Below are 25167 nucleotides of genomic sequence, written 5' to 3'. Positions count from 1 at the left end.
GTCTTTATTGATATGAAAAGCTTGAATATAAAGAATAGTAAAGGATAAAAAGATATTAAAATTTAAATATAATAAATTTAAATAATCTTTTAATGTTGACATAGATCATTAATCTGGTTAGTATTGCATTGTAATCTTTATTATAACTGTTTTGATGAACAGTTTTTTAAATAGATAATCTATACCTAAACTATGAAAAAACTATTTTGCTTATCCTTAATCCTATTTTTGGGATTGGTGCCTATGCTATCAATGGCACAGTTGACTTTTAAGGGAGAACTCCGGCCACGCACAGAGTATCGCCACGGGTTAAAATCATTATTTAATTCAACCGACGATGCCGCTTTGTTTACCTCTCAGCGTACCCGTCTTAATTTAAATTACAACGATTCAAAATTTCGTGTAGGATTATCCCTGCAGGATGTTCGGGTTTGGGGAGATGTTGCACAATTAAATATGTCTGATAAAAACCAGTTGATGCTTCACGAAGCATGGGGAGAGATAATTTTTAATGAAAGTTTATCCCTAAAAGTGGGTCGTCAGGAATTGGTTTATGATGATTCAAGAATTTTAGGTAATGTGGGGTGGGCACAACAGGCCAGAAGTCACGATTTGGCTTTGTTAAAGTATAAAACAGATGAAAATGGTCAGTTCCATGTTGGGTTGGCAGTGAATAACGATGCTGAAACATTATCAAAACAATTGTACTTTACTAATTATAAGAACATGCAGTTTGCATGGTACAATCGCAAGAGCGATCAATTTGATTTCAGCTTGTTGTTTATGAATTTAAGTTTTCAACACAGTAATGAGGTAGATGATAAAGTTGATCTTGTAAACAAGTATCAGCAAACTTTTGGTACAATCATGAGCTATCGTCCGGGTAAAATTTCGTTTACAGGCTCATTGTATGGGCAGTCAGGTAAAGATTGGAATGATAACAATCTAAGTGCGTATATGTTCAATCTTGGAATGAAGTTTCCTATTGGGGAAGCTTGGAAAGGTAACGCTGGAGTTGAAGTTCTTTCAGGTAATGACTCAAACGCCTCAGGAAAAAATAAAGCATTTAATCCATTATTCGGAACCAACCATAAATTCAATGGTCATATGGATTATTTCTATGTTGGAAACCATGTTGGCAGTGTAGGACTTCAGGATATTTATGGAGGATTAGACTATGCTAAGGATAAATTATCTTTTGCTGCGGCGATTCATCTGTTTTCAACACAAGCCGATTTATACAGCGGAGTGGATAAGCAAGATAAGTATTTAGGTACTGAGCTTGATCTTTCAGTTGGTTATAAATATTCAGATAATGTACTATTTAAGGCTGGTTATTCTCATTTATTCGCAACAGATTCTATGCAGGTATTAAAAGGTGGCGACAAAGACGAAACTCAGAACTGGGGATGGGTAATGCTTGTTTTTACTCCTGATTTCTTGAAAAAATAGCGTCAAAAGAAAAACCCTATACATCAAAACTTTTGCTAATGAGAAAACTATTCAAATTTCTAACACCACCTCCACAATGGAAACTTCCTGTTTTGGTGTCTCTGGGAATATTTGTCGGACTTGGCTTTTATGTGCTCTACCTTTCAAAGGCAGCATCCTATCTGTCCGACAATCCTGAGACTTGCGTAAACTGTCATGTTATGGCTCCGCAATTTGCCACATACCAGCACAGTTCTCATCGCGAAGTAGCTACTTGCAATGATTGTCATGTTCCGCATAACAATGTATTCAACAAGTACTTCTTTAAGGCCAAAGATGGCTTGCGGCATGCAAGTATGTTTGCCCTGCGAATGGAACCTGAAGTAATCTTTATTTTGGAGGAAGGCAAGAAGGTTGTTCACAACAATTGCATTCGCTGCCACAGTCAAACACTTACTGATCCTAAACTAGCATCACAGGTACCTATGCATGCATACAATACACAGGATCGTGTATGTTGGGAATGTCACAGAGAGGTTCCCCACGGACGGGTTAATAGCCTGTCCAGTGTTCCAAACGCCAGGGTTCCACTACCGGAAAGTCCGGTGCCGGATTGGTTACAGGAATATATGAAAGAATCAAAATCAGAAAACGAATAAAACCTAAATAATTAAGCATATGAAACGTCCATGCCAAAGTATTTTGACACACAGGAAGATGAATATCCAGGCATGGTAAGTTACATATGACAAAAACTTAAAATTATAAACATATGAAACCAATACAAGAATCTATAGGCAAAAAACCAATGTTAGGGTGGGCGATCTTCCTTGTAACATTGGTGGTTGTATTTCTGCTTGGATTGTTAGCTTCATCAATCATGGAACGAAGAGCAGAATCAGTTTTTGCTTATACTCCTCAAGTTAAGCATGATCAGTGGGAGCCCCGCAACGAAGTTTGGGGTGAGAATTTCCCAAGAGAATTTGAATCTTATTACAAAACAGCTGATACCACATTCCGCAGTAAATATAACGGTAGTGCTATGATCGACATGTTGGAAGTTGATCCTAGATTGGTTGTACTTTGGGCTGGATATGGTTTTTCGAAAGAATATAATCAGGGCCGCGGTCACTACTATGCAATTGATGATGTGAGAAATATTTTACGAACCGGAGGGCCAAAAGATGAAAATGACGGACCTATGCCGGCAACTTGCTGGACCTGTAAGTCTCCGGATGTACCTCGCTTAATGAACGAAATTGGTGTTGCCGAATTTTACAAAGGAAAATGGGCAGGTAAAGGAGCCGAAATTGTAAATCCTATTGGATGTGCAGATTGTCACGATGCTGAAACTATGAATTTAAGAATTTCCCGTCCGGCTTTAATTGAAGCATTCGACCGTCAGGGAAAGGATATCAACAAAGCAACTCATCAGGAAATGCGTTCTTTAGTATGTGCTCAGTGTCACGTTGAGTATTACTTCGATAAGAAACGTGTTGAAGGAGCTAATTATCTAACTTTGCCTTGGGATAAAGGAACTAGTGTAGAGGCAATGGAAGAGTATTACGATGAGATTGAGTTTAGTGACTGGACTCATAAATTGAGTAAAGCGCCAATGTTGAAAGCACAGCATCCGGGATATGAGATTTATTCGAAAGGCATTCATGCTGACCGAGGTGTTTCTTGTGCTGACTGTCACATGCCGTATAAATCGGAAGGTGGACAGAAATTTACTGATCACCATATTCAATCTCCTTTAAACAATGTAGCCAATTCATGTCAGGTTTGTCACCGCGAAGAGACAGATAAGTTGATTCAGAATGTTTATACCCGTCAGGATCAGATTATTGGAAACCGCGATAAATTAGAAGAACTACTCGTTCGTGCTCATGTTGAGGCAGCAAAAGCCTGGGAATTAGGTACCTCAGAAGTTGAGATGAAATCTGTATTGATGGATATTCGTCACGCTCAATGGCGTTGGGATTATGCTGCAGCCTCTCATGGAGGATCTTTTCATGCCCCAACAGAAATTGGACGTGTAATTTCTACAGGTATCGTTCGTGCTCAGGATGCAAGAATTTCATTGGCAAGAATTTTCGCTAAATACGGTTTTAACGAAGAGCTTGCTTATCCGGATATCGCTACAAAAGCAAAAGCTCAGAAATTCATTGGCATTGATATTGATAAGTTAAATCAGGAAAAACAAGAGTTCTTGAAAACTATGGTTCCTGAGTGGGAGAAAAAAGCGAAAGAACGCGAAAGTACCTATCAGGTTAAAATGTAATCTAAATAGATGTTTTATTAGGCATGCCGTCCATATTGGGCGGCATAATTTTTATATTTAGAAAACTTAGATTGGTTTCAGGTTCAAATCATTTTAAGCATAAGATCATTTTTTTATCCGCCGAAATTAATATGAATAAAAATACAAAACCCTTATGGCAATCACCTTGGGGATATTCTGAGAGCTTTTTGTTTGCTTTTGGCTTGCTTCTTGTTGGATTTGTTCTGGAATTTACTGTTGGTAGTGCTTCTTTTGGTTCAATTGTATTTCCTCAAAATCTGATTCTTGGAACTGTATATATTTTATTGATTGCTCTTGTTTATGTCTTGATAAGGAAGAAACCAATATTCAAATTCCTTTCCGGGATTCCTGCATCAATCGGTGCAATTGCCGGCTTAAGTGTTTTGGTGGTGATCATGGGGATTACCCCTCAAATTCCTATGGATAACAAGAGAATTGTAACAAGCCTTGGTTTTAATCGATTGACAACTTCCATTCCTTTTTTATTCATCAATTTTTATTTACTATTTATTTTAGGAATGGTAGTGGTTCGAAAACTATTTCCGTTAAAATGGAAAAACTGGGGATTTGTATGCAGCCATTTAGGACTTTGGATAACAGTATTTGCGGCCGGATTGGGTTCCGGAGATTTACAGCGGCTTCGTATGGATTTAATCGAGAACCGAATTGAAGGAAGAGCTTACGATGACAAAGGAAATTATTTTGAATTACCGCTGGCAATAAAGCTGAACGATTTTAAAATTGAAGAGTTTCATCCTAAATTGGCAGTTGTTGATAACACAACAGGAATGCTTTACGAAGCCACCAAGCCATCAATGATCATGATCGAAAATAAGCTTGTCTGTCAGCTCCACGATTGGGAGATTAAGGTTGATGAGTTTTTTTTGACATCAGGAAGGGCCGGGGATAAGTACTATTCCATGGTTGATTTGGGAGCTGCTCCGGCAGCTAAGGTGAGACTTATAACTCCAGCCAAAGATACTATTACAGGATGGATCAGTTGTGGCAGCTTTAATCGTCCACATGAGTCTTTAAAGATTGATGAACGATTTTCATTGCTGATGACAGTACCCGAACCTAAAAAGTTTTCATCAGAAGTTAGCATTTACACTCCCGATGGACAAAAACAGGAACAAACTTTGGAAGTGAATAAGTCATTTACTGTAAATGGTTGGAAAATATATCAACTTAGCTACGATGAGAAGATGGGAATTTACTCCACAAAAAGCATTGTAGAGGTAGTGAAAGATCCTTGGCAGATATTTGTATATATAGGAGTTTTTATGATGATGATCGGTTCGGTTTACATGTTTTGGCGTGGCAATAAAGTGAAAAATGAGGAAACGATTAAGGGTGTTTCGAATTAAAATTTACTGTTTTTTATAGTCGTATTTAAAGTTTTGACTAATGATATGGAATCATTTTTTATTGGCAGCAGGAATCAGTACAAGCACATGGTTGTTGGCTGCGTTTATTCCCAAACGAGAGCTGATTAGAAATATATTGGTTCTTGCAGGAATTGCAGGTATAGCCATTTTTATAGGTTTTTTATGGATTAATCTGGAGCGGCCACCATTACGGACTTTGGGCGAAACACGTTTGTGGTATGCTTTCTTTCTACCAATAATTGGTTTTTTAACCTATTGGCGCTGGCGTTACAACTGGATGCTGTATTACAGCCTGGCTTTGTCAATGCTCTTTCTTTTTATTAATTATCTGCATCCTGAGAATTTTTCTAAAACCTTAATGCCTGCATTACAAAGCCCGTGGTTTGTACCTCATGTGGTGGTCTACATCTGTGCCTATGCTTTTTTGGCTGCATCTTCCTTAGTTGCGATTCGTGGTTTGTATCAGGAATACAAAACCGAATTACAGCCTAAAATCATGCTCATGGCAGATAATCTGGTTTATCTGGGATTTGCATTCCTAACGCTGGGATTGCTTTTTGGAGCTTTATGGGCAAAAGAAGCTTGGGGACACTATTGGACATGGGATCCGAAAGAAACCTGGGCATTTATCACATGGTTGGGTTATTTGGTCTACATCCATCGTCGGTTCCAAATGCCGTCAAAATTTAAATCTTCTTTGTGGATATTGGCACTTGCATTTGTGATTCTTCTGATTTGTTGGTTTGGAGTTAACTACCTGCCGTCTGCACAATTTAGCGTTCATACCTATAGTCAACAGCCATAAGATATATTAGAATACAAAAAAACGCCGTTTCAATTGAAACGGCGTTTTTTTGTATTGTTACATTTATGTTTTACTTTTAATTTTGTGCTAACTGTCCGTAATTAAGCTTCAATTTTATGAAGAACCATTTTCTTAGCTACTTCAATTGCTTTTTCAAGTCCTTTTGGATCTTTACCTCCAGCTGATGCGAAGAAAGGTTGTCCGCCACCGCCGCCTTTAATTTCTTTGGCAGCTTCACGAATAATTGCTCCTGCATTCAAATCGTATTCTTTTACCAGATTATCCGAGAACATGATGGTAATGTTTGCTTTTCCATCCAAATCGGCACCCGAAATAAACACAAGATTATCAACTTCTCCTTTTAGTTGAAATGCGATATCCTTAATGTCACCTGCGCTGGCAACAGCAATTGATTCAGCAATAATATTAACATCATTCGTTACCGAGATATTTCCTTTCAAATTATTCTTAACGATTTTCAAACGATCTTTTACGAACCCATCCAAATCCTTTTTCAAACCTGAATTCTCATTCATTAAATCAGTAATGTTCTTAATCAGATTCTGATTTGATTTAAAAATGCGTTCAATCTCTTTTAAGGTATTCAACTTATCGTTGATAAATTGTTCTGCTTTTACAGCCGTAATTGCTTCAATTCTTCTTACTCCGGCAGCAATTGCACTTTCCGATGTAATTTTGAAATACCCGATTTGACCGGTAGCACTCACATGTGTTCCTCCGCAAAGCTCCACTGAATCATTAAATTTAATAACGCGAACCAAATCGCCGTATTTTTCGCCAAATAAAGCCATTGCACCAAGGTTTACAGCCTCAGTCATTGGTATGTTATTCTTTATTTCGATAGAGATGTTCTCACGAATTTTAGCATTCACAATTTCTTCTACCTTGGCAATTTCTTCCTCGGTTAGTTTCTGAAAATGCGAAAAATCAAATCGCAAATGATCAGCATTTACAAGAGATCCTTTTTGTTCCACATGCCCGCCCAATACTTCGCGGAGTGCGTGGTGCATTAGGTGAGTTGCTGTATGGTTATTTGCAATTAAAGTTCTTTTACTTTCGCTGACTACAGCCTTAAATACAACAGTTGGATCTTTTGGTAATTCTTTTGCAAAATGAACAATTAATCCATGTTCCTTTTTTGTATCTACAATAGAAATTTTTTCTCCATTTGCTTCAATGTATCCGGTATCTCCAACTTGTCCACCGCTTTCACCATAAAAGGGAGTAATGTTGAAAACCATTTGATATTGGTCTTTATCTTTCGAAGAAATTTTACGGTAACGGGTAATTCTTACAGCAGTAGTCAGATAATCGTAACCAACAAATTCTTCTACGTCATCTTTTAAAATCTCAATCCAATCGCCGGTATCAACAGATGTTGCTGAACGCGAACGATTTTTTTGAGCTTCCATTTCTTCGTTAAATTCTTTGCGGTTGATAACCAAATCGTTTTCTTTCAAAATCAATTCCGTTAAATCCAATGGAAAACCATAGGTATCGTACAATTCAAAAGCCACCTTACCCGATACAACTTTGTAATCTTCCGATTTTGTTTTATCAATAATTTGATCCAAAAGGCGAATTCCGTTTTCGAGAGTTCTTAAGAAAGAGTTTTCCTCTTCCATTACTACCTTTTCGATTAAGTTTTGTTGCTTAATCAGTTCAGGGAAATGTTTTCCCATCACCTCAATCAGTACCGGAATTAAACGATGCATAAATGGCTCTTTAAAGCCAAGGAAAGTGTAGCCGTAACGAACGGCTCTTCTCAAAATTCTTCGGATTACATATCCTGCCTTATTGTTTGAGGGCAATTGTCCGTCGGTAATAGCAAAAGCAATGGTTCTAATATGGTCGGCAATTACTCTAAGAGCAATATCAATTTCCTCATCCTTACCATATTCTTTGGCACTCATTTTTGCAATTGTCTGAATAATTGGCTGGAATACATCAGTATCGTAATTTGATGTTTTTCCCTGCATAGCCATACACAAACGCTCAAATCCCATCCCTGTATCTACATGCTGATGAGGCAAAGCTTCCAGAGAACTATCCGCTTTGCGATTGTATTGCATAAATACAAGATTCCAAATTTCAATTACCTGCGGGTGATCTTTATTTACCAAATCACGACCGGCAACAATTTTCCGTTCTTCATCACTACGTAAATCAACATGAATCTCGGAACAAGGTCCACATGGCCCTGTATCACCCATTTCCCAGAAATTGTCCTTCTTATTTCCGTTTATAATTTGTTCGGCAGGAAGAAACTTGGCCCATAATTCTGCAGCTTCATCATCACGGCCTAATTTATCATCAGCACTTCCTTCAAAAACAGAAGCGTACAATCTATCTTGCGGCAGTTTGAATACATCAGTTAAAAGTTCCCAAGCCCAATTGATAGCATCTTCTTTAAAGTAATCACCAAACGACCAGTTACCCAACATTTCAAACATGGTATGATGGTAGGTGTCGTGACCGACTTCCTCTAAATCGTTGTGTTTTCCTGAAACGCGCAGGCACTTTTGAGAGTTGGCAATTCGCTTGTATTTTATTGGAGTGTTACCCAAAAATATATCCTTAAATTGATTCATTCCCGCATTGGTGAACATTAAAGTTGGATCATCTTTAATAACCATTGGTGCCGAAGAAACAGTCTTATGTTGTTTTGAGGCAAAGAAATCCAAAAATGCCTGTCTGATTTCGTTAGAATTCATGTGCTATTATGTTTTATATCAATCTGATTTGTATACTTAGCTTGCAAAGTTAGATTATTTCCTTAATTTTGTTAGCTGTGGAGGGAAAAAGTTTAGGCTTTTTTCTATAAAAAAAATCTAAAAATTTTACATGGCGAAGACTAAGTATCAGTTTAACCCAGAGTCTATTAGTTACGAAAAAGTAGAGGCCAATTTTAAGACGAAAATAATTAACGTTCTTAAACACATGGCTTCAAGTTCAGTCCTTGCCATTGTAATGGTTGTGGTATTGTTTTATTTTTTCGGATCCCCAAAAGAGAGATCTCTCATTCGTGAAAATCAGCAGTTAATTGCACAATATACCCGTCTTAATTCAGAGTTGGCAAAACTTCAAAACGTTTTAACGGATCTTGAGCAGCGGGATGATAATATTTATCGTGTGATTTTTGAGGCGGAACCGATTCATTCAAATATTCGAAAAGCGGGTTATGGAGGAGTAAACCGATACAGTAATTTAGAGAATCTTGAAAATTCTGAATTGGTTATTTCAACCAATAAAAAGATTGACCGTATAGCTAAATCAATGTATGTTCAGACCAAATCTTACGATGACGTTGAGGTAATGGTAAAGAACAAGTTTAAAATGCTTGCATCTATACCTGCTATTATGCCGATTGCAATAAAAGATTTCGGAAGAATTTCATCCGGTTACGGATGGAGGATTCATCCTATTTATAAAACCCGTAAATTCCATGATGGAATGGATTTTAATGGAACCATTGGAACACCAATATATGCAACTGGTGATGGTGTGGTTACCTATAAGAATACAGAGAGGGGATACGGCAAAAAAATTGTAATTGACCACGGTTTTGGATACAAAACCGTATATGCTCACCTCAATGGCTACAACGTGAAAGCCGGACAGAAAGTAAGACGGGGAGAAGTTATTGCCTTCCTTGGAAATACTGGCTCTTCAACGGGACCTCATATCCATTATGAAGTAAGGAAGAATAACAAGACGATCGATCCGATCAACTATTTTTTTAACGATTTAACAGCCGACGAGTATGACAGTATGGTTGCTTATGCCGCCAACACTGGTCAAACAATGGATTAGTTCTATCGAAAGAAAATAGGAAAGCATAAAAAAGTGGCACGGAAAATATTATTTCGTGCCATTTTATTTGTTACTTTAGATAATAAATTGTCCTAATCGGTTCATTTCTATACAATTTATTTGGCTTGTGAAATTTAAATCGTAACATCGGTGCCTTACAAAGAAAAAAAAATCGAAAAACTATATTATGCCATTGGAGAAGTAGCTGAGATGTTTCAGGTAAATACCTCTTTGATTCGATTTTGGGAAAAGGAATTTGATATTATAAAACCTAAAAAGAATAAGAAGGGAAATCGGTTTTTCACACAAGCGGATATTGAAAATTTTCATTTGATATTTCATTTAGTGAAAGAAAGAGGGATGACTCTTAAAGGAGCTCAGCTCAAGTTGAAAGAGAATAAAGAAGATACCGAGAATAATTTTGCTGTTGTTACTCGTTTACAGGAAATTAAAGATCTGCTTCTTGAGATTAAGGAAGAATTGTAATTCGTAAATTTTGTTGAAATTGAAAGTAAGAGATATTGTTTCATCTATCGAAGAGATGGCTCCTTTGACCTATCAGGAATCGTACGACAATTCAGGTTTACTGGTTGGTAGTTATGATTCAGATGTTACCGGTGTTCTTATTTGTTTGGATGTTATAGAGAGTGTAGTTGAGGAAGCCATTAATAAAGGGGTAAATTTAATTATTGCTCATCATCCTATCGTTTTTAAAGGGTTAAAGCGTTTTAATGGGAGTAATTATGTCGAGAGAACAGTAATTCTTGCCATTCAAAATAATATTTCAATTTATGCAGCCCATACCAATTTAGATTCAGTAAAAGGCGGGGTGAGCGATCGTATTTGCGATTTAATCGGACTTCAAAACAGGAGAATTTTATCTCCGGTAAGCAACGATCTTTATAAACTGGTAACATTTGTACCCGATAAGTTTGCTCAAAAAGTTAGAGATTCTTTATTTGAGGCCGGTGCCGGAAGCATTGGAGGTTATGATTCCTGCAGTTATGCTGTTGAAGGTACCGGAAGCTTTAGAGGCGGAGAGAATACCGATCCGTTTGTTGGTGAAAAAGGAGAATTACATTTAGAGCCTGAAGTTCGCATCGAAACTATTTTCCCAAAGCATTTAAAGGGGAAAATATGTTCGGCACTTCTAAAAAATCATCCTTACGAGGAGGTTGCTTTTGATATTTATTTGCTCGAAAACGACAACAAACAGGTAGGAATGGGCATGATTGGCGAACTTACAGTACCCGAAGATCCACTTTTCTTCTTAAACAGGATAAAGGAAATATTCGGATCGGCATGCGTAAAACACACTCAGATAAGTAAGAAAAGAATAAAAACCGTTGCAGTATGTGGTGGGAGTGGAAGCTCCTTGTTACGTAAGGCTATCAGCCAAAAAGCTGATGTTTTTGTGTCGGGAGATTTTAAATATCACGAGTTTTTTGATGCTGAAGGCAGAATAATAATTGCCGATATCGGACATTACGAAAGTGAACAATTTACAAGAGATATTTTTTATGAGATTGTTACAAAAAAATTCCCTAACTTTGCGGTTTATATTTCAGAGATAAATTCGAATCCAATAAATTATTTGTAAAACATATGACTACACAAGATCCAAAGGCTTCAGATTTTAAGGATATTTCAGTAGAAGATAAATTGCGCACAATGTACGAAATGCAGTGTGTTGATTCTGAAGTAGACCAAATTAGAACGCTAAGGGGAGAGCTTCCATTAGAAGTTCAGGATTTGGAAGATGAAATCGCAGGTCTTGATACTAGGATTGCCAACCTAAACAATGAGGTAAAAGATTTAGTTGAAACTGTTGCGAAGAAAAAACAAGAAATTAAAGAAGCAGGATTACTTATTAAGAAGTATGAAGCTCAACAAATGAATGTTCGTAACAATCGTGAATTTGATTCTATTTCAAAAGAAATTGAATTTCAAAATTTAGAAATTGAATTGTGCGAAAAGAGAATTAAAGAATTTACTTCGGAAATTGCCAACAAAAAAGCGGTAATTGAAAACTCAGATAAAGTTTTTGCTGAGAGAAAAGCTGATTTGGAAGGCAAAAAGGGTGAGCTTGATGCAATTGTATCAGAAACTCAAATTGAAGAAGAAAAATTGGTTGCTGCGTCTGCTTCGTTTAGAAAAAAAATAGAACCAAGATTGTTAACAGCGTATACAAGAATCCGTTCAAATGCAAGAAATGGTCTTGCAGTTGTAACAGTTGAGCGTGATGCTTGTGGTGGTTGTTTTAATAAGATTCCACCTCAACGTCAGATGGATATTCGTTCTCGTAAAAAGATTATCGTTTGTGAATATTGCGGGCGTATTTTGGTAGATCGTTTTATTGTTGATTATGACAATAGCCTGGAGGAAGCAGAAAAAGCTGAACAAGCTGAAAAGCCAAAAAGAAGAACTCGTAAAAAAGAATAGTACTATTCTTATATCATATAAAAAGCTGTTTCATTTTTTTGAAACAGCTTTTTTTAATGTGAATATTTTTGTTACAGTTGTACGAATTGTCTGCATCTTAAGAAATCTCCCCTGTGTTTTTATTATTTTTGCAATCTATTTTAAAACGGAATTTGCTTTATGAACTTATCATTGTCCGAATTGGAAACACTTAAAGAGAAAAGAGAATCATTTTATATTTACTTTTCGGCGCCTTCCTGCGGAGTATGCGAGGTGTTATCACCTAAACTTAGGTACATGATGAAGGAGCAGTTTCCAAACTTGAAGGCTTTTCATGTTGATAATTCGCAACAACCTGAAATTGCTGCACAATTAGGTCTATATACTAATCCCAGTTTATTGGTTTATTTGGATGGGAAAGAAGTTTTACGTAAAAGTCGATCAATAGGAGTATCGCAAGTTGAAGAGGAGATAAGACGTACCTATGAGCTTCTTTTTAATTAGAGACGCCAAAGCATAGCGTCTCTCTGCACTTATTCATCTAATAAACTCCTGTACGAAGCATTACCAAAGGACAGGCTTCTTCCGTTTCTATTCCCAGAGCATTTGCTTTGCGATAGAATTCCGGATTTTCTGTTCCGGGAGGGAATAGAATCCGTTCAGGTTTCAAACCTATAATGTAATCGTAATAGGTTTCTTGATTTTTTGGAGAAAGGTAAACAGCAACCGTTTCAACTTTTCTTTCGAATGGGCGCCCTACATTAATTTCAACGTCGGCAATTTTACCTTCTTTGTTTCCAACAGCAATGGTTTCGATATTATGCTCACGCAGCAAACGCACACATTGATTTGAATATCTTTCCTCGTTTAGGCTGGCACCAATAACAACTGTCTTTCTCATTGTGATGTAGTTTAAATATTTATATATCTATATACAACAAATATAGTAAAATGGAGAAATTATCAAAGAGGAGTAGTTGATAATATGGATTTTATTTAATGCAAAAAAAACCTTCCTGAAATTACTTCAGGGAAGGTTTTTAACCAATTAAAACTACTGAGTGTACTTATTTTTGAATTAAAACTGTGGCGTAAGCGGCAATACCGTCTTCGGTACCAACAAAACCCAGTTTTTCTGTTGTTGTTGCTTTTATTGCTAAATCTTCCAAGTCAATTTCCATTACATCCGAAAGTACTTTTTGCATTTCAGGAATGATCGGTTTAATCTTGGGTTGCTGCAGTGCTATTGTTGCGTCAATATTTCCAATTGAAAAACCCTTCTCGGCGATTAACCTAACCGTTTTTTTCAAAAGTATTTTACTGTCAATGTTTTTAAAGTCATTAGAGGTATCAGGGAAATGATATCCAATATCACGCATGTTGGCTGCTCCAAGCAGAGCATCGCAAATAGCGTGAATCAATACATCTCCATCCGAATGAGCAACGCAGCCTTTACTATGGGTTAATTTTATTCCTCCCAGCCAAAATTCTTCTCCTTCGGCTAATTGATGAACATCGTAACCAAATCCAACTCTAATCTTCATCTTACTTTATAATTTTATCAATATTGGCAGTAAGTGTAAAACGCAAAGTATTCTTTAACGGATTATTTTGAGTGGAAGGAATTAGGTACGAAAAATCCAAATCAAACATGTTTAGTTTTACGCCTAATCCTGCTGTGAAATATTTTCTGTTTCCTTTTTCTTCGTGTTCGTAATAGTAACCTGTGCGTAATGCGAATTGTTTTTGATACCAGTATTCAAGACCAAGCGACCATGTAATTTCTTTAAATTCCTCACTCATTCCGCCGGGAGCATCAGAGAATGAACCGAAAATACCACTCATTACCGATTTATTAGATGCTTGTCCGCCAACTATAACGGTTCCGTTATCTTCACCATCTTGAAGAGAACCATTAGCAGGAGTTGGAACTAATAATTTGTTAAAATCGGCAGCGACAGTTAACGAATTGTAATTATCCAATTCAAATTTAAGTGCAGACCCAAGTCTAAGATTTGTAGGAATAAACTCCTTTTCATCGTCGGTTGTATAGCTTATTTTGGAACCGATATTTGAAATATTCAATCCCCACGACCAAAGTATTTCTTTTCGGTTTCTTTTAAATTCCTTCTGATAATAAACAGAAATATCTGCGGAGTAAGCATTTCCGGCTTGAGTTTCCACTCCTGCAACATATTGAGATTGGGTAAGATCAGAGCGGATGTATCGAAATGCAATGGCTCCGGATAGATTATCGGTTAATCTTCTTGAATAGGCAACATCAAAAGCCCACTCATTTGGGTTCCTTGAAACAGGTGTTGCGTTCTCACTTTCTAAAAAGATGATTTCACCCAAGGTAAAATATCTAAGTGAAGAGGCAAGAACTTGATTCTTATCCAAACGATAATATCCGGTTAAGTAGGCAAGACTCATATCATCAACCAGGTCTCTTAACCAAGGTGTGTACGATGCTGCAACTCCGTAGTTACCATCAATCATGGCAAATTTAGCAGGATTCCAATGCATCGAATTCGCATCAGGCGATGTAGCCACACCAACATCTCCCATCGCACCTGCACGGGAGTCGGGAGTGATGGTTAGGAAGGGAACAGCTGTTGAAATGTAATTAGCTCCCGATGTTGAGGTCTGTGCCCAACTTGTTTCCATGTTTGAAAATAGCAAAATGGATAAAAGGCTTGTGATTAGAGTTAGTTTGTAGTTCATAATGATTTAATATAATAGTCTGCAAATATATTCAATAAACTGTTAAATTTGGTTTTTATTATTTTAGGATTACTAATTTTTGAAATTTATTCACCACTTTTCCATTATCGGCTCTAACTTTTACACGATAGAAGTAAACTCCGCGACCAATGGAATTGCCAAAATCGTCTTTTCCGTCCCATTGAATAGGACCAACACGATTTCCGGTTGAATTTACTGTTGTTTCAATAGTCTTAATTAATTTTCCTGATATGGTGAGTATCTGAATTAAAACATCCAGTTCTCTGGAGGCCTGATTGTGCTCAAAATAAAAACCTGTATTGGTTGTAAAAGGGTTTGGATAATTTAGTACGTGCTTTAGAATAAGGTCAGCATTATCTGCAACAAAAAATTCAAGTATATTTTCTGATGAGTTATTTACGTTATCCCAAACTTTAACTTGAATTTCATGTTCACCTGTTTCCAGATCGGAAAGTCGGTAGCTGATCTTTCCTTTTTGGTAATTATCCAGATCCGATTCGTAGAAATCAGTAAGCTCATAAGGCTGATCCGTTTTTTGATCCAACACAGCGATAATATCATGTCCAATGGAATTACCAACGGTATTTATCCCGCTGGAATCCTGAACAATTGCTAACAGAAGAGGAGATGTGCCTGTCATACCGCCCGGAGTGAATTGCTCATCGTCCATATAAAGTTCAATTTCAGGACCAATTTTATCTTTATCCGCATTTGGATTTGTACCTCCAACTACAATACTATTGGTGTATCCGGCCGCATCAGCATTCATACTGTTTGCGTAGTAGGAGATTTTCCCGTTTCCATATTGATAATTAATATCTTTAGGAACGAAAAAGTTAAAATGAAAATTTCCATTGTTAACACTGGCTTTTCCTTTAAAAAGAACACTGTTTTGAATCGTGTATTCAAAAGGTTCACCATCATTTCCACGGGTCGATTTGGTCGTTGCTTTATCGTATATCGTTGAATAAACAGTTCCCGAAAAATCATTTAGTGTCTCGCCGGAAGCTGCAATTATCTCACCGGAAATATGAACCTTACTCAACGCTTTTAAAGTATCTGTTGGTTGACTGATATCTACATTATTAATCTGAAGTGTTTTGGCTGAATGAGTTGGATAATTAAGTCTAAGAGCCGGATCTCCCAAAAGAGTGAAGTTTCTTTTATTAATGCCGGATCCTGTTTCATTTTTAGTTTTTCTCATGATGTCACCCAAACGAAGATAGTTTCCATCCAAATCTTTATCAAAAACATGATGATAAAAATTTTGGTTTAAGCTGAAATTCGGAGATGAAAAAACCAATCGGGTGGTTGTGAACAAACCGATGCCGCCACCGTTGTCACGAAGAAGAATCATCTCGCCAGAAGAGAGTTTTTTGTAATTGTCGAAACGGCTGAATTCACAGGTGGCAGTCATGAATAGTGGAAGTTTAGTAGGATTTTCCCAACCTAAAATATCGTCGAGCATTAGAATGTGTTCATGTGCCAGTCCGTTTTCATTTCCGTGGCCGGTGTAGTTCATAAGCAGGCTTCCTTTGTTTATGCTTTCGCTGATTGCTAAATTGACATCAGGATATTCCTGTCCTGCAGAACTTGTTATTTGTTCATAATCATCAAGGAAAATTCTTTGTATTTTAAATTGAGGATAGTCTGTTTCTACCTGTACAGCTAGCTTATTAGCATCTCTCATGTGAGTATTATTGTCTTCATCGTCTCCAATAAAACAGATCCTGCTTCTCCAATCTCCCCACTCTGAATTGTTGTAGTTTAAAATTTTATTGGTGACAATTTGTGCTTCTTCAGAAGTATTCACAGGAAAACGTCCAATGCCAATATCTACCATGCCGGTTGCCTCTCCTTCATCATCATCAAGTAGTCCAAAAAAATCATCAGTGACAAAAGACTGGGTTGGACTTAAAGAATTTTCCGATTGATAAGTTAGAATTTGGTTTGTGTTGTTTTCGCGGTCAGATTTATTATCAAATGAACCATCTCCAAAAAGTAAAAGATATTTGGGTAGATTCTCGTCACTTGTCGATCGATCGTAAAACATTTTTACAAAATTACGAATGGCGCTCACGTCAGGAGAACCGGATGAAAACTCATTGTAGATCTCCTCCGGATCAACAATAGTAACTTTTAAATTGTCCTTGGTTCTGTGAAAATCTGCAATTTGACTGGCGTAAGACAAAAACTTGGAAGGACTAATGATAATCATATCTGTTTGAGCTAAAGCATGCAAATTTTGATTTTTAACCGATCCAATAATAATTGGTGCAGGGAAATTTCCATTTGGATCACAGGCAACATATTCTTTTAAAGAATTTGCATCTGCAGTAAAAGATGTTGTATTGTTATTGTAATTAGCAGAAATTAATTTTACAGATTGAGGAGAGGTGACATCCCAAATTTGAGTTTTGTCATTTGTATTTTGAAGAGTAAATTTTGCCTTATTGCCAACACCAATGGTTTTGGAATCTCTAAATGCCATTTGATTGTTGGTGAAAACCAAATTTCGTCTGGCATTTACCCGAAGAAAGTTTAACCATCCTTTTGAGGATGGGGAACTTTTTTCATAGTCAATACTCAATTTAAAATTAGCAGATGAAGGAATGAAATTAATGAATTTCTTCTCTGCAACCGATGCGTAATTGGCCGTATAGCTTCCTGTGTTTACTGATGGTATTTCAATATCTCCAATTAAATTCGTTCCGGAAAGCAGACTGAATTTTGTTGCGGACGATGATCTTGCCACTAAATTTGTACTAATTAAAAGGGGTTCTCCTGTTTTTAGGTTTGGGAATGAAAAATTGAAAGAATAATTCGTCGTAACATCAAAAGTATTCGCAAGCCAAAGTCTGCCACTCTCCAAAAGATTGGTGTCGTCCTGATCGAATACAGCGTAATCATCAAATCCGGTAACATTTATATTAGAGGAAGATAAGGATGCTGCCGATTGAATGAGCGTCGGACTTCCCATGTCAGAACTAAGAAAATAATGTGAGAAATCAGAGTACAAATGATTTTCGTGTACAAATTCATTGGAGGCTTCTTCGAATTTCCATGATCTTGGTCCTTTGGCATAAAAGAGAATGAAATCGCCCGAATTAAAAATACCATCACTTCCTTTATCCATGTAAATGGAATTGTTTGGTAAATCATCCAGACTATCTTCAGAGTTCATTTTAGGAAGCATTCCCCCCCCGGATCCATAAATTCGTATGTTTTCCGGATTGGAAATTCCCATATCAATTAATTGGGAATAGGTAATTTTATACACGGCTGTGGTGTCAATTGCAATTTTCAACCATTTTCCTGATTGAAGAACAGAGCTGGCGACGTAAGATTTGCTTTGCTTTAGCGATTTATTCTGACTTTTTTTTTGAAATCTCAGTGAGAATCGAATCAATTTTTCGAGTTGGCCTGTTAAAGGATTCTTCCGTATGGGCGTAAATTTAACTTGTTGGTAATTTTGTTTTCGAATAACAACTGTGTTAATTGAAGGTTTTATTGTATTGGAGATTGTTTTATTTCGTAAAATCTGCCTTTCGGTGGAACTTAACAATTTAAATTGCGTATCAAATAACTCGACTGTGAATAATTCGTTGGTTGAGCTTGTTAATTGTAGGTGTGAATATTCTGGTATCCATGAGTTTTCCTCATTCAAAGAAGCTCCTGTAAAAGTTAGAGTGTTAATTTTTTCTCCTGTAGGATAGGCAATTAAACTTTCTGTCCAATCCAAATTAATTGGAGTTGTAGTTTGTGAAAATGAACTAACACTTATAATGGAGAATAATAATATTACCAGATAACGCATAAACAATTACAGGTGTTTTACATCTAAATTAAACAAATTGGCGATTTGCGAGAATTGAAGGTATGCAAAATAAGCAAAACTTAAGACAAAGTCGAGAAAAGATATTAAGATAAAAGGAAGACTTTTCTTGGGGATTGAACCGGATGGTTTTTTAAAATTGTTTTGTATCAGATAGTTAGGGTGATATGGATGTTTAAGCAGTCATGCAGCATGCGATCAGTGTTTTTTTTTGATCTGAATTATACCCTTGAAATGTTAAATGATTTTGTAAAAAAGTAAAATTAAATACAATAAACTCTGTACTCTTTTAGTTATATTTGTTGAGTTAAGTATTTTTGAGATAAACTACATTCAATCTATTATGAAATTAAAATCGAGCATTATTCTCTTTGTTTTTGCAATTTCACTGATGATTTTACCATCTTGTTCGAAAGTGAAAAATCTTGTTGGAAAGGGAGAAAAATCTAAAACCACTGGTTGGGCTTATAACGAACCTGAGAATGGGGGTTTTGAATATCATAGCGGTTTTCAGCAAGAAACTGGTCCTGGTCTGAAATTTATTCAGGGAGGTACATTCACTATGGGAAGAACACAACAGGACGTGATGTATGATTGGAACAATGTTCCAAGAAGAGTTACAGTTCCTTCTTTTTATATTGATGAGACAGAGGTTCGAAATGTTGATTATTTAGAGTACTTACATTGGATCAAGAGAGTATTTGTCTCTTACCCAGAGGTTTATAGAAAAGCATTGCCCGATACTTTGGTTTGGCGTGATGAACTTGCTTACAATGAGCCTTACGTTAATAATTACCTTCGTCATCCTGCTTATGGAGAATATCCTGTAGTTGGCGTAAGTTGGGAACAAGCAGTTGATTTTTGCGAATGGCGTACCGATCGTGTAAATGAAAGAATTCTTATTGATAAAGGAATTTTGAATAATGATCCTACTCAACGTGATGAAAATAATTTCAATACTGAAGCCTATCTAGCTGGACAGTATGAAGGTGCTGTTAATAAGAATCTTACGGATTTAAATCCGGATAACGAAGAAAGATCGGTTCGATGGAGTGATGGAATGTTATTACCTAAATATCGTCTTCCTTCCGAAGCAGAGTGGGAATATGCTGCGGCTGCTTTAATTGGAAATTCACAGGATGAAAGAATTACTGACCGTAAGATTTTCCCTTGGAACGGACATTGGGTTAGAAATGATGATAAAAAAGTTCGCGGTCAGATGATGGCTAACTTTGCACGTGGACGTGGGGATTATATGGGAACAGCCGGTGCATTAAATGATGCCGGTGATATTACCGTTCCTGTAAATTCATTCTGGCCTAACGATTTTGGATTGTACTGTATGGCTGGTAATGTTAGCGAATGGGTTGCTGATGTTTATCGTCCTATGTCTCCTGAAGATATTTCGGAATTTAATCCTTACAGAGGAAATGTTTTTAAAACTGCTGTTAGAGATGAAGAAGGAAATATTGCAGAAAAAGATAGTTTAGGAAGAATTCGTTACAGAAATCAAAAAGATGAGGAGTTAGTGGGGCGTGAGAACTACAAAACTGCGGATAATAGAAATTATCGGGATGGTGATGTTGAATCAAGTATCGTTTCAGATTATACATGGAATAATCCAGAACATCAGGCTGCAGGTTCTAGTCGTATGTATGTTCAGGGCAGAGGTCAGAACGGAAGCGATTTTAGTTCTATGATAACTGATGATTCCCGGGTATACAAAGGTGGTTCATGGAAAGATCGTGCTTACTGGATGTCACCAAGTGCACGTCGCTTTTTAAATCAGAAAGAAGCACGTGATGATATTGGATTCCGATGCGCAATGACTCATGTAGGACATCCTGCAAATAAAAAGACAAAGTAGTAATCTTAAATATTTTTAAACCCCATCTCTAAAGGATGGGGTTTTTTGTTGGAAATTGCTAATTTCGTTTGTCTAACTAAATCTGAAAAAGAATACAATGCAGTTGTCAAATATTTACCTTCTTTTTAAGGAACATCCAATAGTCGTAACAGATACCAGAAAGATTGTTCCCAATTCAATTTTCTTTGCTTTGAAAGGCGATAATTTCAATGGGAATAAATTTGCCATGTCTGCAGTTGAAAAAGGCTGTAATTATGCAATTGTTGATGAACAGGAATATGCTGTTGATAACCGTTTTGTTTTGGTTGAAAATGTATTGGCGACACTTCAGGATTTAGCCAGAGAACACCGAAGGCAGTTAAATATTCCGATTCTTGCTATTACGGGAACTAATGGGAAAACGACTACGAAGGAATTGGTTCATGAAGTTCTAAGAAGAAAATTTCAAACGGCAGCTACAATTGGGAATCTTAATAATCATATTGGTGTTCCGTTAACTCTGCTTTCTATGAATGCAGATACCGAATTTGGGATCGTTGAAATGGGAGCTAATCATCCGGGAGAGATTAAGCAGTTATGCGAAATTGCAGAACCCGATTATGGAATCATAACGAATGTTGGAAAAGCACATCTGGAAGGATTTGGTTCATTTCAGGGTGTTGTAAAAACAAAAAAGGAGTTGTACGATTTCCTTTTTAAGAATGGGGGAAAGGTGTTTATTAATGCTGATAACGATTATCTGACTAAGATGTTGAATGATCAGGAATCTATTAGCTATGGAAATTCAGAGAATGTATTTTCCAAGGCAAAATTTCTGCAGGCAGAACCATATCTGGTTTTAGAAATAAGATCAGCAATTGGTAAATTGTATATTAAAACAAAACTGATCGGCGCCTATAATTTTGAAAATGCTTTAGCTGCTGTAACTATAGGACGATATTTTAAAATCGATGAGATTGAGATAAAGGAAGCGCTTGAAAAGTACGTGCCCAGGAACAATAGATCCCAATTGAAGAAAACGGAGAAAAACATTTTGTTTCTGGATGCATACAATGCGAATCCAACCAGTATGAAGGCCGCGATAGAAAATTTTGCAGGTATGCCGAGGAAAAATAAAGTCATTATTCTGGGTGATATGCTGGAATTGGGTTCTGATGCCCGCAAAGAACATTTGGATTTATTGCAGTTGATTCAGGATAGACAATTGCAATCGGTATTTTTAGTTGGTGATATTTTTACAGAAGTGAATTCTAATGAGCAGTTCAAAACCTTTAAAAATACTTCCGAATTAATAAAGGAACTTGATAAGACAGAGCTGCTGAACCAGTATATTCTGATTAAAGGATCAAGAGGAATTCGTTTGGAACAGGTAATTGAAAAATTGTAAGTATGGCTATCGCATGGGTGTATTTGATTATTGCAGGATTGTTTGAAGCCGTTTGGGCCATTGGGCTTAAATATGCCGAAGGGTTTACTAAACTTTGGCCTAGTGTTATTACGATTGTGGCAATGGCGGTAAGTTTGTATTTTCTTGCGTTGGCAATAAAAACATTACCTCTTGGAACTGCTTATGCTGTTTGGACAGGAATAGGAGCATTTACAACAGCAATTTTGGGCGTTGTTTTATTCAGCGAGCCAATTCATTTCTCAAGAATATTTTTTTTACTTCTCCTTCTTGTATCAATTATTGGCCTTAAATTCACTGCCGTGAACTAATTAGTAATTCTTAATTTTTAGAAGGTGATGTCGGAGAAATGTTTTTTCTTTCTTAGATAGAAATCGAAAATAATGCTGTCTTTATACATTTCCTTGTGATCTGTTTTAGTGACAAAAGGAATCATCTTTTTGCGTTTTTCTCTCATTTTTGAGAACATGGAATAGTAGGAAAGATGAGCTTTAAACACAGCACCAAAATTTGAAAATTCGCCACTTAAAAGAAACTTCATCGCAGCGATACCATCCAATATCATTCTTTTCAGGAGAATGGAACAGAATTTATTTTCAGGCAGATTTTTATGCAGCATGAATAGGTTGTTGCGGAAATTTAAATAAAGTTTCTTTGAGCTGTGGTTTGGTAAGGTTGCCCCTCCAACATGATAAACTGTCGATTTAGGTTCTGAAATGATTCGGTATCCTTGATTTTTTATTCTCCAGCACAAATCAATTTCTTCCATGTGAGCAAAAAAGTCACCATCCAATCCTCCTGATTTTTTATAAACGTCGGCACGAATGAAGAGAGAAGCACCACTAGCCCAGAAGATATCAAGCTCTGAGTTGTATTGATTGCAATCACTTTCGATTTGATCCAGTATTCTTCCCCTGCAAAATGGATAGCCCAAATAATCTATAAAACCTCCGGAAGCACCAGCGTATTCAAATTCTGATTTATTGTGATAAGCTTTAATTTTGGGCTGAGCAGCAGCAATGTCCGAATCTTTTTCCAGAAGATTATAAATAGGGTCAAGCCAATTTTCTGTGACCTCAACATCCGAATTTAAAAGAACGAAATAGCTGTGCGAAAGTTGCTCCAATGCTTTGTTGTAACCATCAGCAAATCCATAATTCTTATCAAGCTGAATAACTTGAAGATCAGGATATTCTTTTTCTAAAAATGCAATGGAATCATCACTGGATGCATTGTCTGCAATAATAACATCGGCCCATTCCCGATTTGAGTGAGAAATAACAGAAGGAAGGAATGTTTCTAACAATTTTTTCCCGTTCCAGTTTAGTATTACGATTCCAATTCTATTCATTTTCTTTTTACTGATGTATTACAATATAATTACTTATTGTGAGTCTTGTTTTGTGTGTTTCCATCGTTTATGAGACCATAACCAGTATGCAGGCTCCTCTTTGATAATATCTTCCAGCACACGTGTGTGTGTTTCAGTGATTTCAAATTCAGCCGTAGCTTTAGGATTATCAAAAAGAGGAATAAAGTGTACTTCGTAATGCCCTCTTTTTATTTTCTTCATATGAACAAAAATTACTGGCTGGTCAAGTTTTTTTGCGATACGTTCAGTACCCAGCAAAACAGGAGTATCCTGATTGAGAAATTTCGTCCAGTAGTTGAGGTTTCTTTTGTTTGGTGTTTGATCACCGATAAAAATAGTAGTTGTAAATTTATTTTGATTTCGATATGAAATCATGGTTCTCAAAGTATCATTTTTGGCTAATGGCCTGGCTCCAAATCGTTTTCTTATTTGCAGAAACATTTTATCAAAAACCTTATTATGAAGAGGTTTGTAGATAGGTAGATAGTATCCTTCTATCCATAAATTAATGGATGTCAGCCACTCCCAATTTCCATAATGTCCAAATACAATAACAACGCTTTTACCTGATGTTTTATATGTGTTGAGAATTTCCGGGGCTATAAATTTGCAGCGTTTTCTAATTTCTTTTTCACTAATTGTCCAAAGTTTTATGGTCTCAATAAAAGTATCACAGAAATGACAGTAAAATTCCTTTCGTATTGCCTGAATTTCTTTTTCAGATTTTTCAGGAAAAGAGTTTTTAAGATTCGAGGTAACAACTTTTCTTCGGTATCTAAAAATGTGGTAAACAAAAAGAAAAAGAATGTCTGAAAAGAAATACAGTATTGAAGATGGCAAGTAACTTATTAGCCTTACCACACCATACAACATATAGGAAAGAAGCTTTATCATTTAAGTGAAAATGTGTTTTTATGATCTGCTGAAAGCAGGAAAATTCATTTAAGCTTATTTTATCATGTGTTGAATCACAACATTTTTAAACTCATCGTGAACTATTGCATTACTGGCAATGATTTCTCTTCCGAATATGAAATTCTTACCTCCTTTAAAATCGCAGACTTTCCCGCCGGCTTGGCTTACCAAAAATGAGCCGGCAGCAACATCCCAGGGCTGAAGACTATATTCGTAAAAAGCTTCGAATCTGCCACAGGCAACATAAGCTAAATCGGTTGCAGCAGAGCCGGGGCGACGAACGCCGTGCGAATTAATAATGAAGTATTCCAAAGAAGCCATAAATGTTTTCAATTGGTCGTAATTGGAATAGGGAAAACCTGTTGCAATTAGACTTGAGTCGATAGAATTTGCCTTCGATACGGAAATTGTTTTGCCATTTAAATAAGCTTCCGGAGCTCCTTTCCACGAATAAAAGCATTCGTCAAGGCTAATTTCATATATTACTCCCAATACAATTTCGTCGTATTCCTGCAACGCAATACTAACAGCAAAAGGGGACAATCCATGAATGTAATTTGTTGTTCCGTCTAAAGGATCAATAATCCAATTGTAACGTTCTGCACGATGCGTTTCTGTACCTTCTTCAGCAATAAAACCTGCATCAGACAGAATTAGTTTCAATTCGGCAACAATTTTTTCTTCCGCAGTTTTATCAACGTAGGTTACAAAATCGTGTATTCCCTTTACTTCTATTGCATCTGATTTAATCTTGCTTTGCTGTTCTTTTATGAAAATTCCAACTTTTCGGGCTATATCATTCGTTTTAAAACAAAGTTCTTTAAGATCGATCATGCTTTTATAT

At 36.5% G+C, this 25167-nt stretch carries 21 protein-coding genes; 13 read left to right on the top strand and 8 right to left on the bottom strand.

Annotated elements, in window-relative coordinates:
* The first annotated feature begins 192 nt into the window (after window positions 1-192).
* From BZG01_RS05725 to ccsA, 5 genes are all read left to right on the top strand, one after another.
* Window positions 193-1452: an alginate export family protein gene (locus BZG01_RS05725; protein ID WP_101308863.1), complete on the top strand. Its 1260-nt coding sequence runs from the start codon at window positions 193-195 to the stop codon at window positions 1450-1452.
* Window positions 1453-1490: 38 nt separating this feature from the next.
* On the top strand, window positions 1491-2090 hold the full coding sequence (gene nrfH / locus BZG01_RS05720; RefSeq protein ID WP_101308862.1) for a cytochrome c nitrite reductase small subunit: 600 nt from the start codon (window positions 1491-1493) through the stop codon (window positions 2088-2090).
* Window positions 2091-2203: 113 nt separating this feature from the next.
* Window positions 2204-3715, top strand: coding sequence for an ammonia-forming cytochrome c nitrite reductase (nrfA, locus tag BZG01_RS05715; RefSeq protein WP_101308861.1), 1512 nt, complete (start codon window positions 2204-2206; stop codon window positions 3713-3715).
* 131 nt (window positions 3716-3846) lie between these two features.
* Window positions 3847-5103 carry a cytochrome c biogenesis ResB family protein gene (locus tag BZG01_RS05710; RefSeq protein ID WP_180327234.1) on the top strand — a complete coding sequence of 419 codons (1257 nt, stop codon included), beginning with the start codon at window positions 3847-3849 and terminating at the stop codon, window positions 5101-5103.
* A gap of 40 nt (window positions 5104-5143) precedes the next feature.
* Window positions 5144-5929: a cytochrome c biogenesis protein CcsA gene (gene ccsA, locus BZG01_RS05705; RefSeq protein ID WP_180327233.1), complete on the top strand. Its 786-nt coding sequence runs from the start codon at window positions 5144-5146 to the stop codon at window positions 5927-5929.
* A gap of 101 nt (window positions 5930-6030) precedes the next feature.
* On the opposite strand, the gene alaS is transcribed toward ccsA, so the two are convergent.
* Complete coding sequence (gene alaS / locus BZG01_RS05700) at window positions 6031-8664, bottom strand: alanine--tRNA ligase (RefSeq protein WP_101308859.1); 2634 nt, start codon at window positions 8662-8664, stop codon at window positions 6031-6033.
* Window positions 8665-8794: 130 nt separating this feature from the next.
* Here alaS and BZG01_RS05695 point away from each other — a divergent pair, with 130 nt between their 5' ends.
* The 5 genes from BZG01_RS05695 (at window position 8795) to BZG01_RS05675 (ending at window position 12688) form a co-directional block, all read left to right on the top strand.
* The gene (locus BZG01_RS05695; protein ID WP_101308858.1) at window positions 8795-9763 is read left to right on the top strand and encodes a M23 family metallopeptidase; all 969 of its coding nucleotides are present in this window, start codon (window positions 8795-8797) and stop codon (window positions 9761-9763) included.
* A 150-nt stretch (window positions 9764-9913) separates the two neighbouring features.
* The gene (locus tag BZG01_RS05690; protein ID WP_101308857.1) at window positions 9914-10249 is read left to right on the top strand and encodes a MerR family transcriptional regulator; all 336 of its coding nucleotides are present in this window, start codon (window positions 9914-9916) and stop codon (window positions 10247-10249) included.
* Window positions 10250-10268: 19 nt separating this feature from the next.
* Window positions 10269-11363, top strand: a complete 1095-nt coding sequence (locus tag BZG01_RS05685; RefSeq protein ID WP_101308875.1) for a Nif3-like dinuclear metal center hexameric protein — start codon at window positions 10269-10271, stop codon at window positions 11361-11363.
* A 5-nt stretch (window positions 11364-11368) separates the two neighbouring features.
* Entirely contained in the window at window positions 11369-12205 is an 837-nt protein-coding gene (locus BZG01_RS05680; RefSeq protein WP_101308856.1) for a zinc ribbon domain-containing protein, read from the top strand.
* 159 nt (window positions 12206-12364) lie between these two features.
* The gene (locus tag BZG01_RS05675) at window positions 12365-12688 is read left to right on the top strand and encodes a thioredoxin family protein (protein ID WP_101308855.1); all 324 of its coding nucleotides are present in this window, start codon (window positions 12365-12367) and stop codon (window positions 12686-12688) included.
* Window positions 12689-12725: 37 nt separating this feature from the next.
* On the opposite strand, the gene BZG01_RS05670 is transcribed toward BZG01_RS05675, so the two are convergent.
* The 4 genes from BZG01_RS05670 to porU all read right to left on the bottom strand — a co-directional run bounded on the left by BZG01_RS05670 (window position 12726) and on the right by porU (window position 18746).
* Entirely contained in the window at window positions 12726-13085 is a 360-nt protein-coding gene (locus tag BZG01_RS05670) for a CoA-binding protein (protein WP_101308854.1), read from the bottom strand.
* Window positions 13086-13251: 166 nt separating this feature from the next.
* The gene (ispF, locus tag BZG01_RS05665) at window positions 13252-13728 is read right to left on the bottom strand and encodes a 2-C-methyl-D-erythritol 2,4-cyclodiphosphate synthase (RefSeq protein ID WP_101308853.1); all 477 of its coding nucleotides are present in this window, start codon (window positions 13726-13728) and stop codon (window positions 13252-13254) included.
* A 1-nt stretch (window position 13729) separates the two neighbouring features.
* Window positions 13730-14908, bottom strand: a complete 1179-nt coding sequence (gene porV / locus BZG01_RS05660) for a type IX secretion system outer membrane channel protein PorV (RefSeq protein WP_101308852.1) — start codon at window positions 14906-14908, stop codon at window positions 13730-13732.
* A gap of 58 nt (window positions 14909-14966) precedes the next feature.
* On the bottom strand, window positions 14967-18746 hold the full coding sequence (porU, locus tag BZG01_RS05655; RefSeq protein WP_101308851.1) for a type IX secretion system sortase PorU: 3780 nt from the start codon (window positions 18744-18746) through the stop codon (window positions 14967-14969).
* A 361-nt stretch (window positions 18747-19107) separates the two neighbouring features.
* Here porU and gldJ point away from each other — a divergent pair, with 361 nt between their 5' ends.
* The 3 genes from gldJ to sugE all read left to right on the top strand — a co-directional run bounded on the left by gldJ (window position 19108) and on the right by sugE (window position 22347).
* Complete coding sequence (gene gldJ, locus BZG01_RS05650) at window positions 19108-20631, top strand: gliding motility lipoprotein GldJ (protein ID WP_101308850.1); 1524 nt, start codon at window positions 19108-19110, stop codon at window positions 20629-20631.
* Between the two features lie 97 nt (window positions 20632-20728).
* Window positions 20729-22018 (top strand): UDP-N-acetylmuramoyl-tripeptide--D-alanyl-D-alanine ligase, encoded by a 1290-nt coding sequence (locus BZG01_RS05645; RefSeq protein ID WP_101308849.1) that lies wholly within the window; start codon window positions 20729-20731, stop codon window positions 22016-22018.
* A 2-nt stretch (window positions 22019-22020) separates the two neighbouring features.
* Window positions 22021-22347 carry a quaternary ammonium compound efflux SMR transporter SugE gene (gene sugE, locus BZG01_RS05640; RefSeq protein WP_281256415.1) on the top strand — a complete coding sequence of 109 codons (327 nt, stop codon included), beginning with the start codon at window positions 22021-22023 and terminating at the stop codon, window positions 22345-22347.
* A 17-nt stretch (window positions 22348-22364) separates the two neighbouring features.
* On the opposite strand, the gene BZG01_RS05635 is transcribed toward sugE, so the two are convergent.
* The 3 genes from BZG01_RS05635 to BZG01_RS05625 are packed head-to-tail and all read right to left on the bottom strand — an operon-like array spanning window position 22365 to window position 25157.
* On the bottom strand, window positions 22365-23387 hold the full coding sequence (locus BZG01_RS05635; protein WP_101308848.1) for a glycosyltransferase family 2 protein: 1023 nt from the start codon (window positions 23385-23387) through the stop codon (window positions 22365-22367).
* A gap of 33 nt (window positions 23388-23420) precedes the next feature.
* Window positions 23421-24302: a lysophospholipid acyltransferase family protein gene (locus BZG01_RS05630; RefSeq protein ID WP_101308847.1), complete on the bottom strand. Its 882-nt coding sequence runs from the start codon at window positions 24300-24302 to the stop codon at window positions 23421-23423.
* Window positions 24303-24356: 54 nt separating this feature from the next.
* The gene (locus tag BZG01_RS05625) at window positions 24357-25157 is read right to left on the bottom strand and encodes an inositol monophosphatase family protein (protein WP_101308846.1); all 801 of its coding nucleotides are present in this window, start codon (window positions 25155-25157) and stop codon (window positions 24357-24359) included.
* Window positions 25158-25167 lie beyond the last annotated feature (10 nt).

The sequence above is a fragment of the Labilibaculum manganireducens genome (genome assembly GCF_002843385.1).
GTDB classification, from domain to species: Bacteria; Bacteroidota; Bacteroidia; order Bacteroidales; family Marinifilaceae; genus Labilibaculum; species Labilibaculum manganireducens.
Note: the sequence above shows the minus strand (reverse complement) of the source record. Positions and strands in the feature narration are given on the sequence as shown.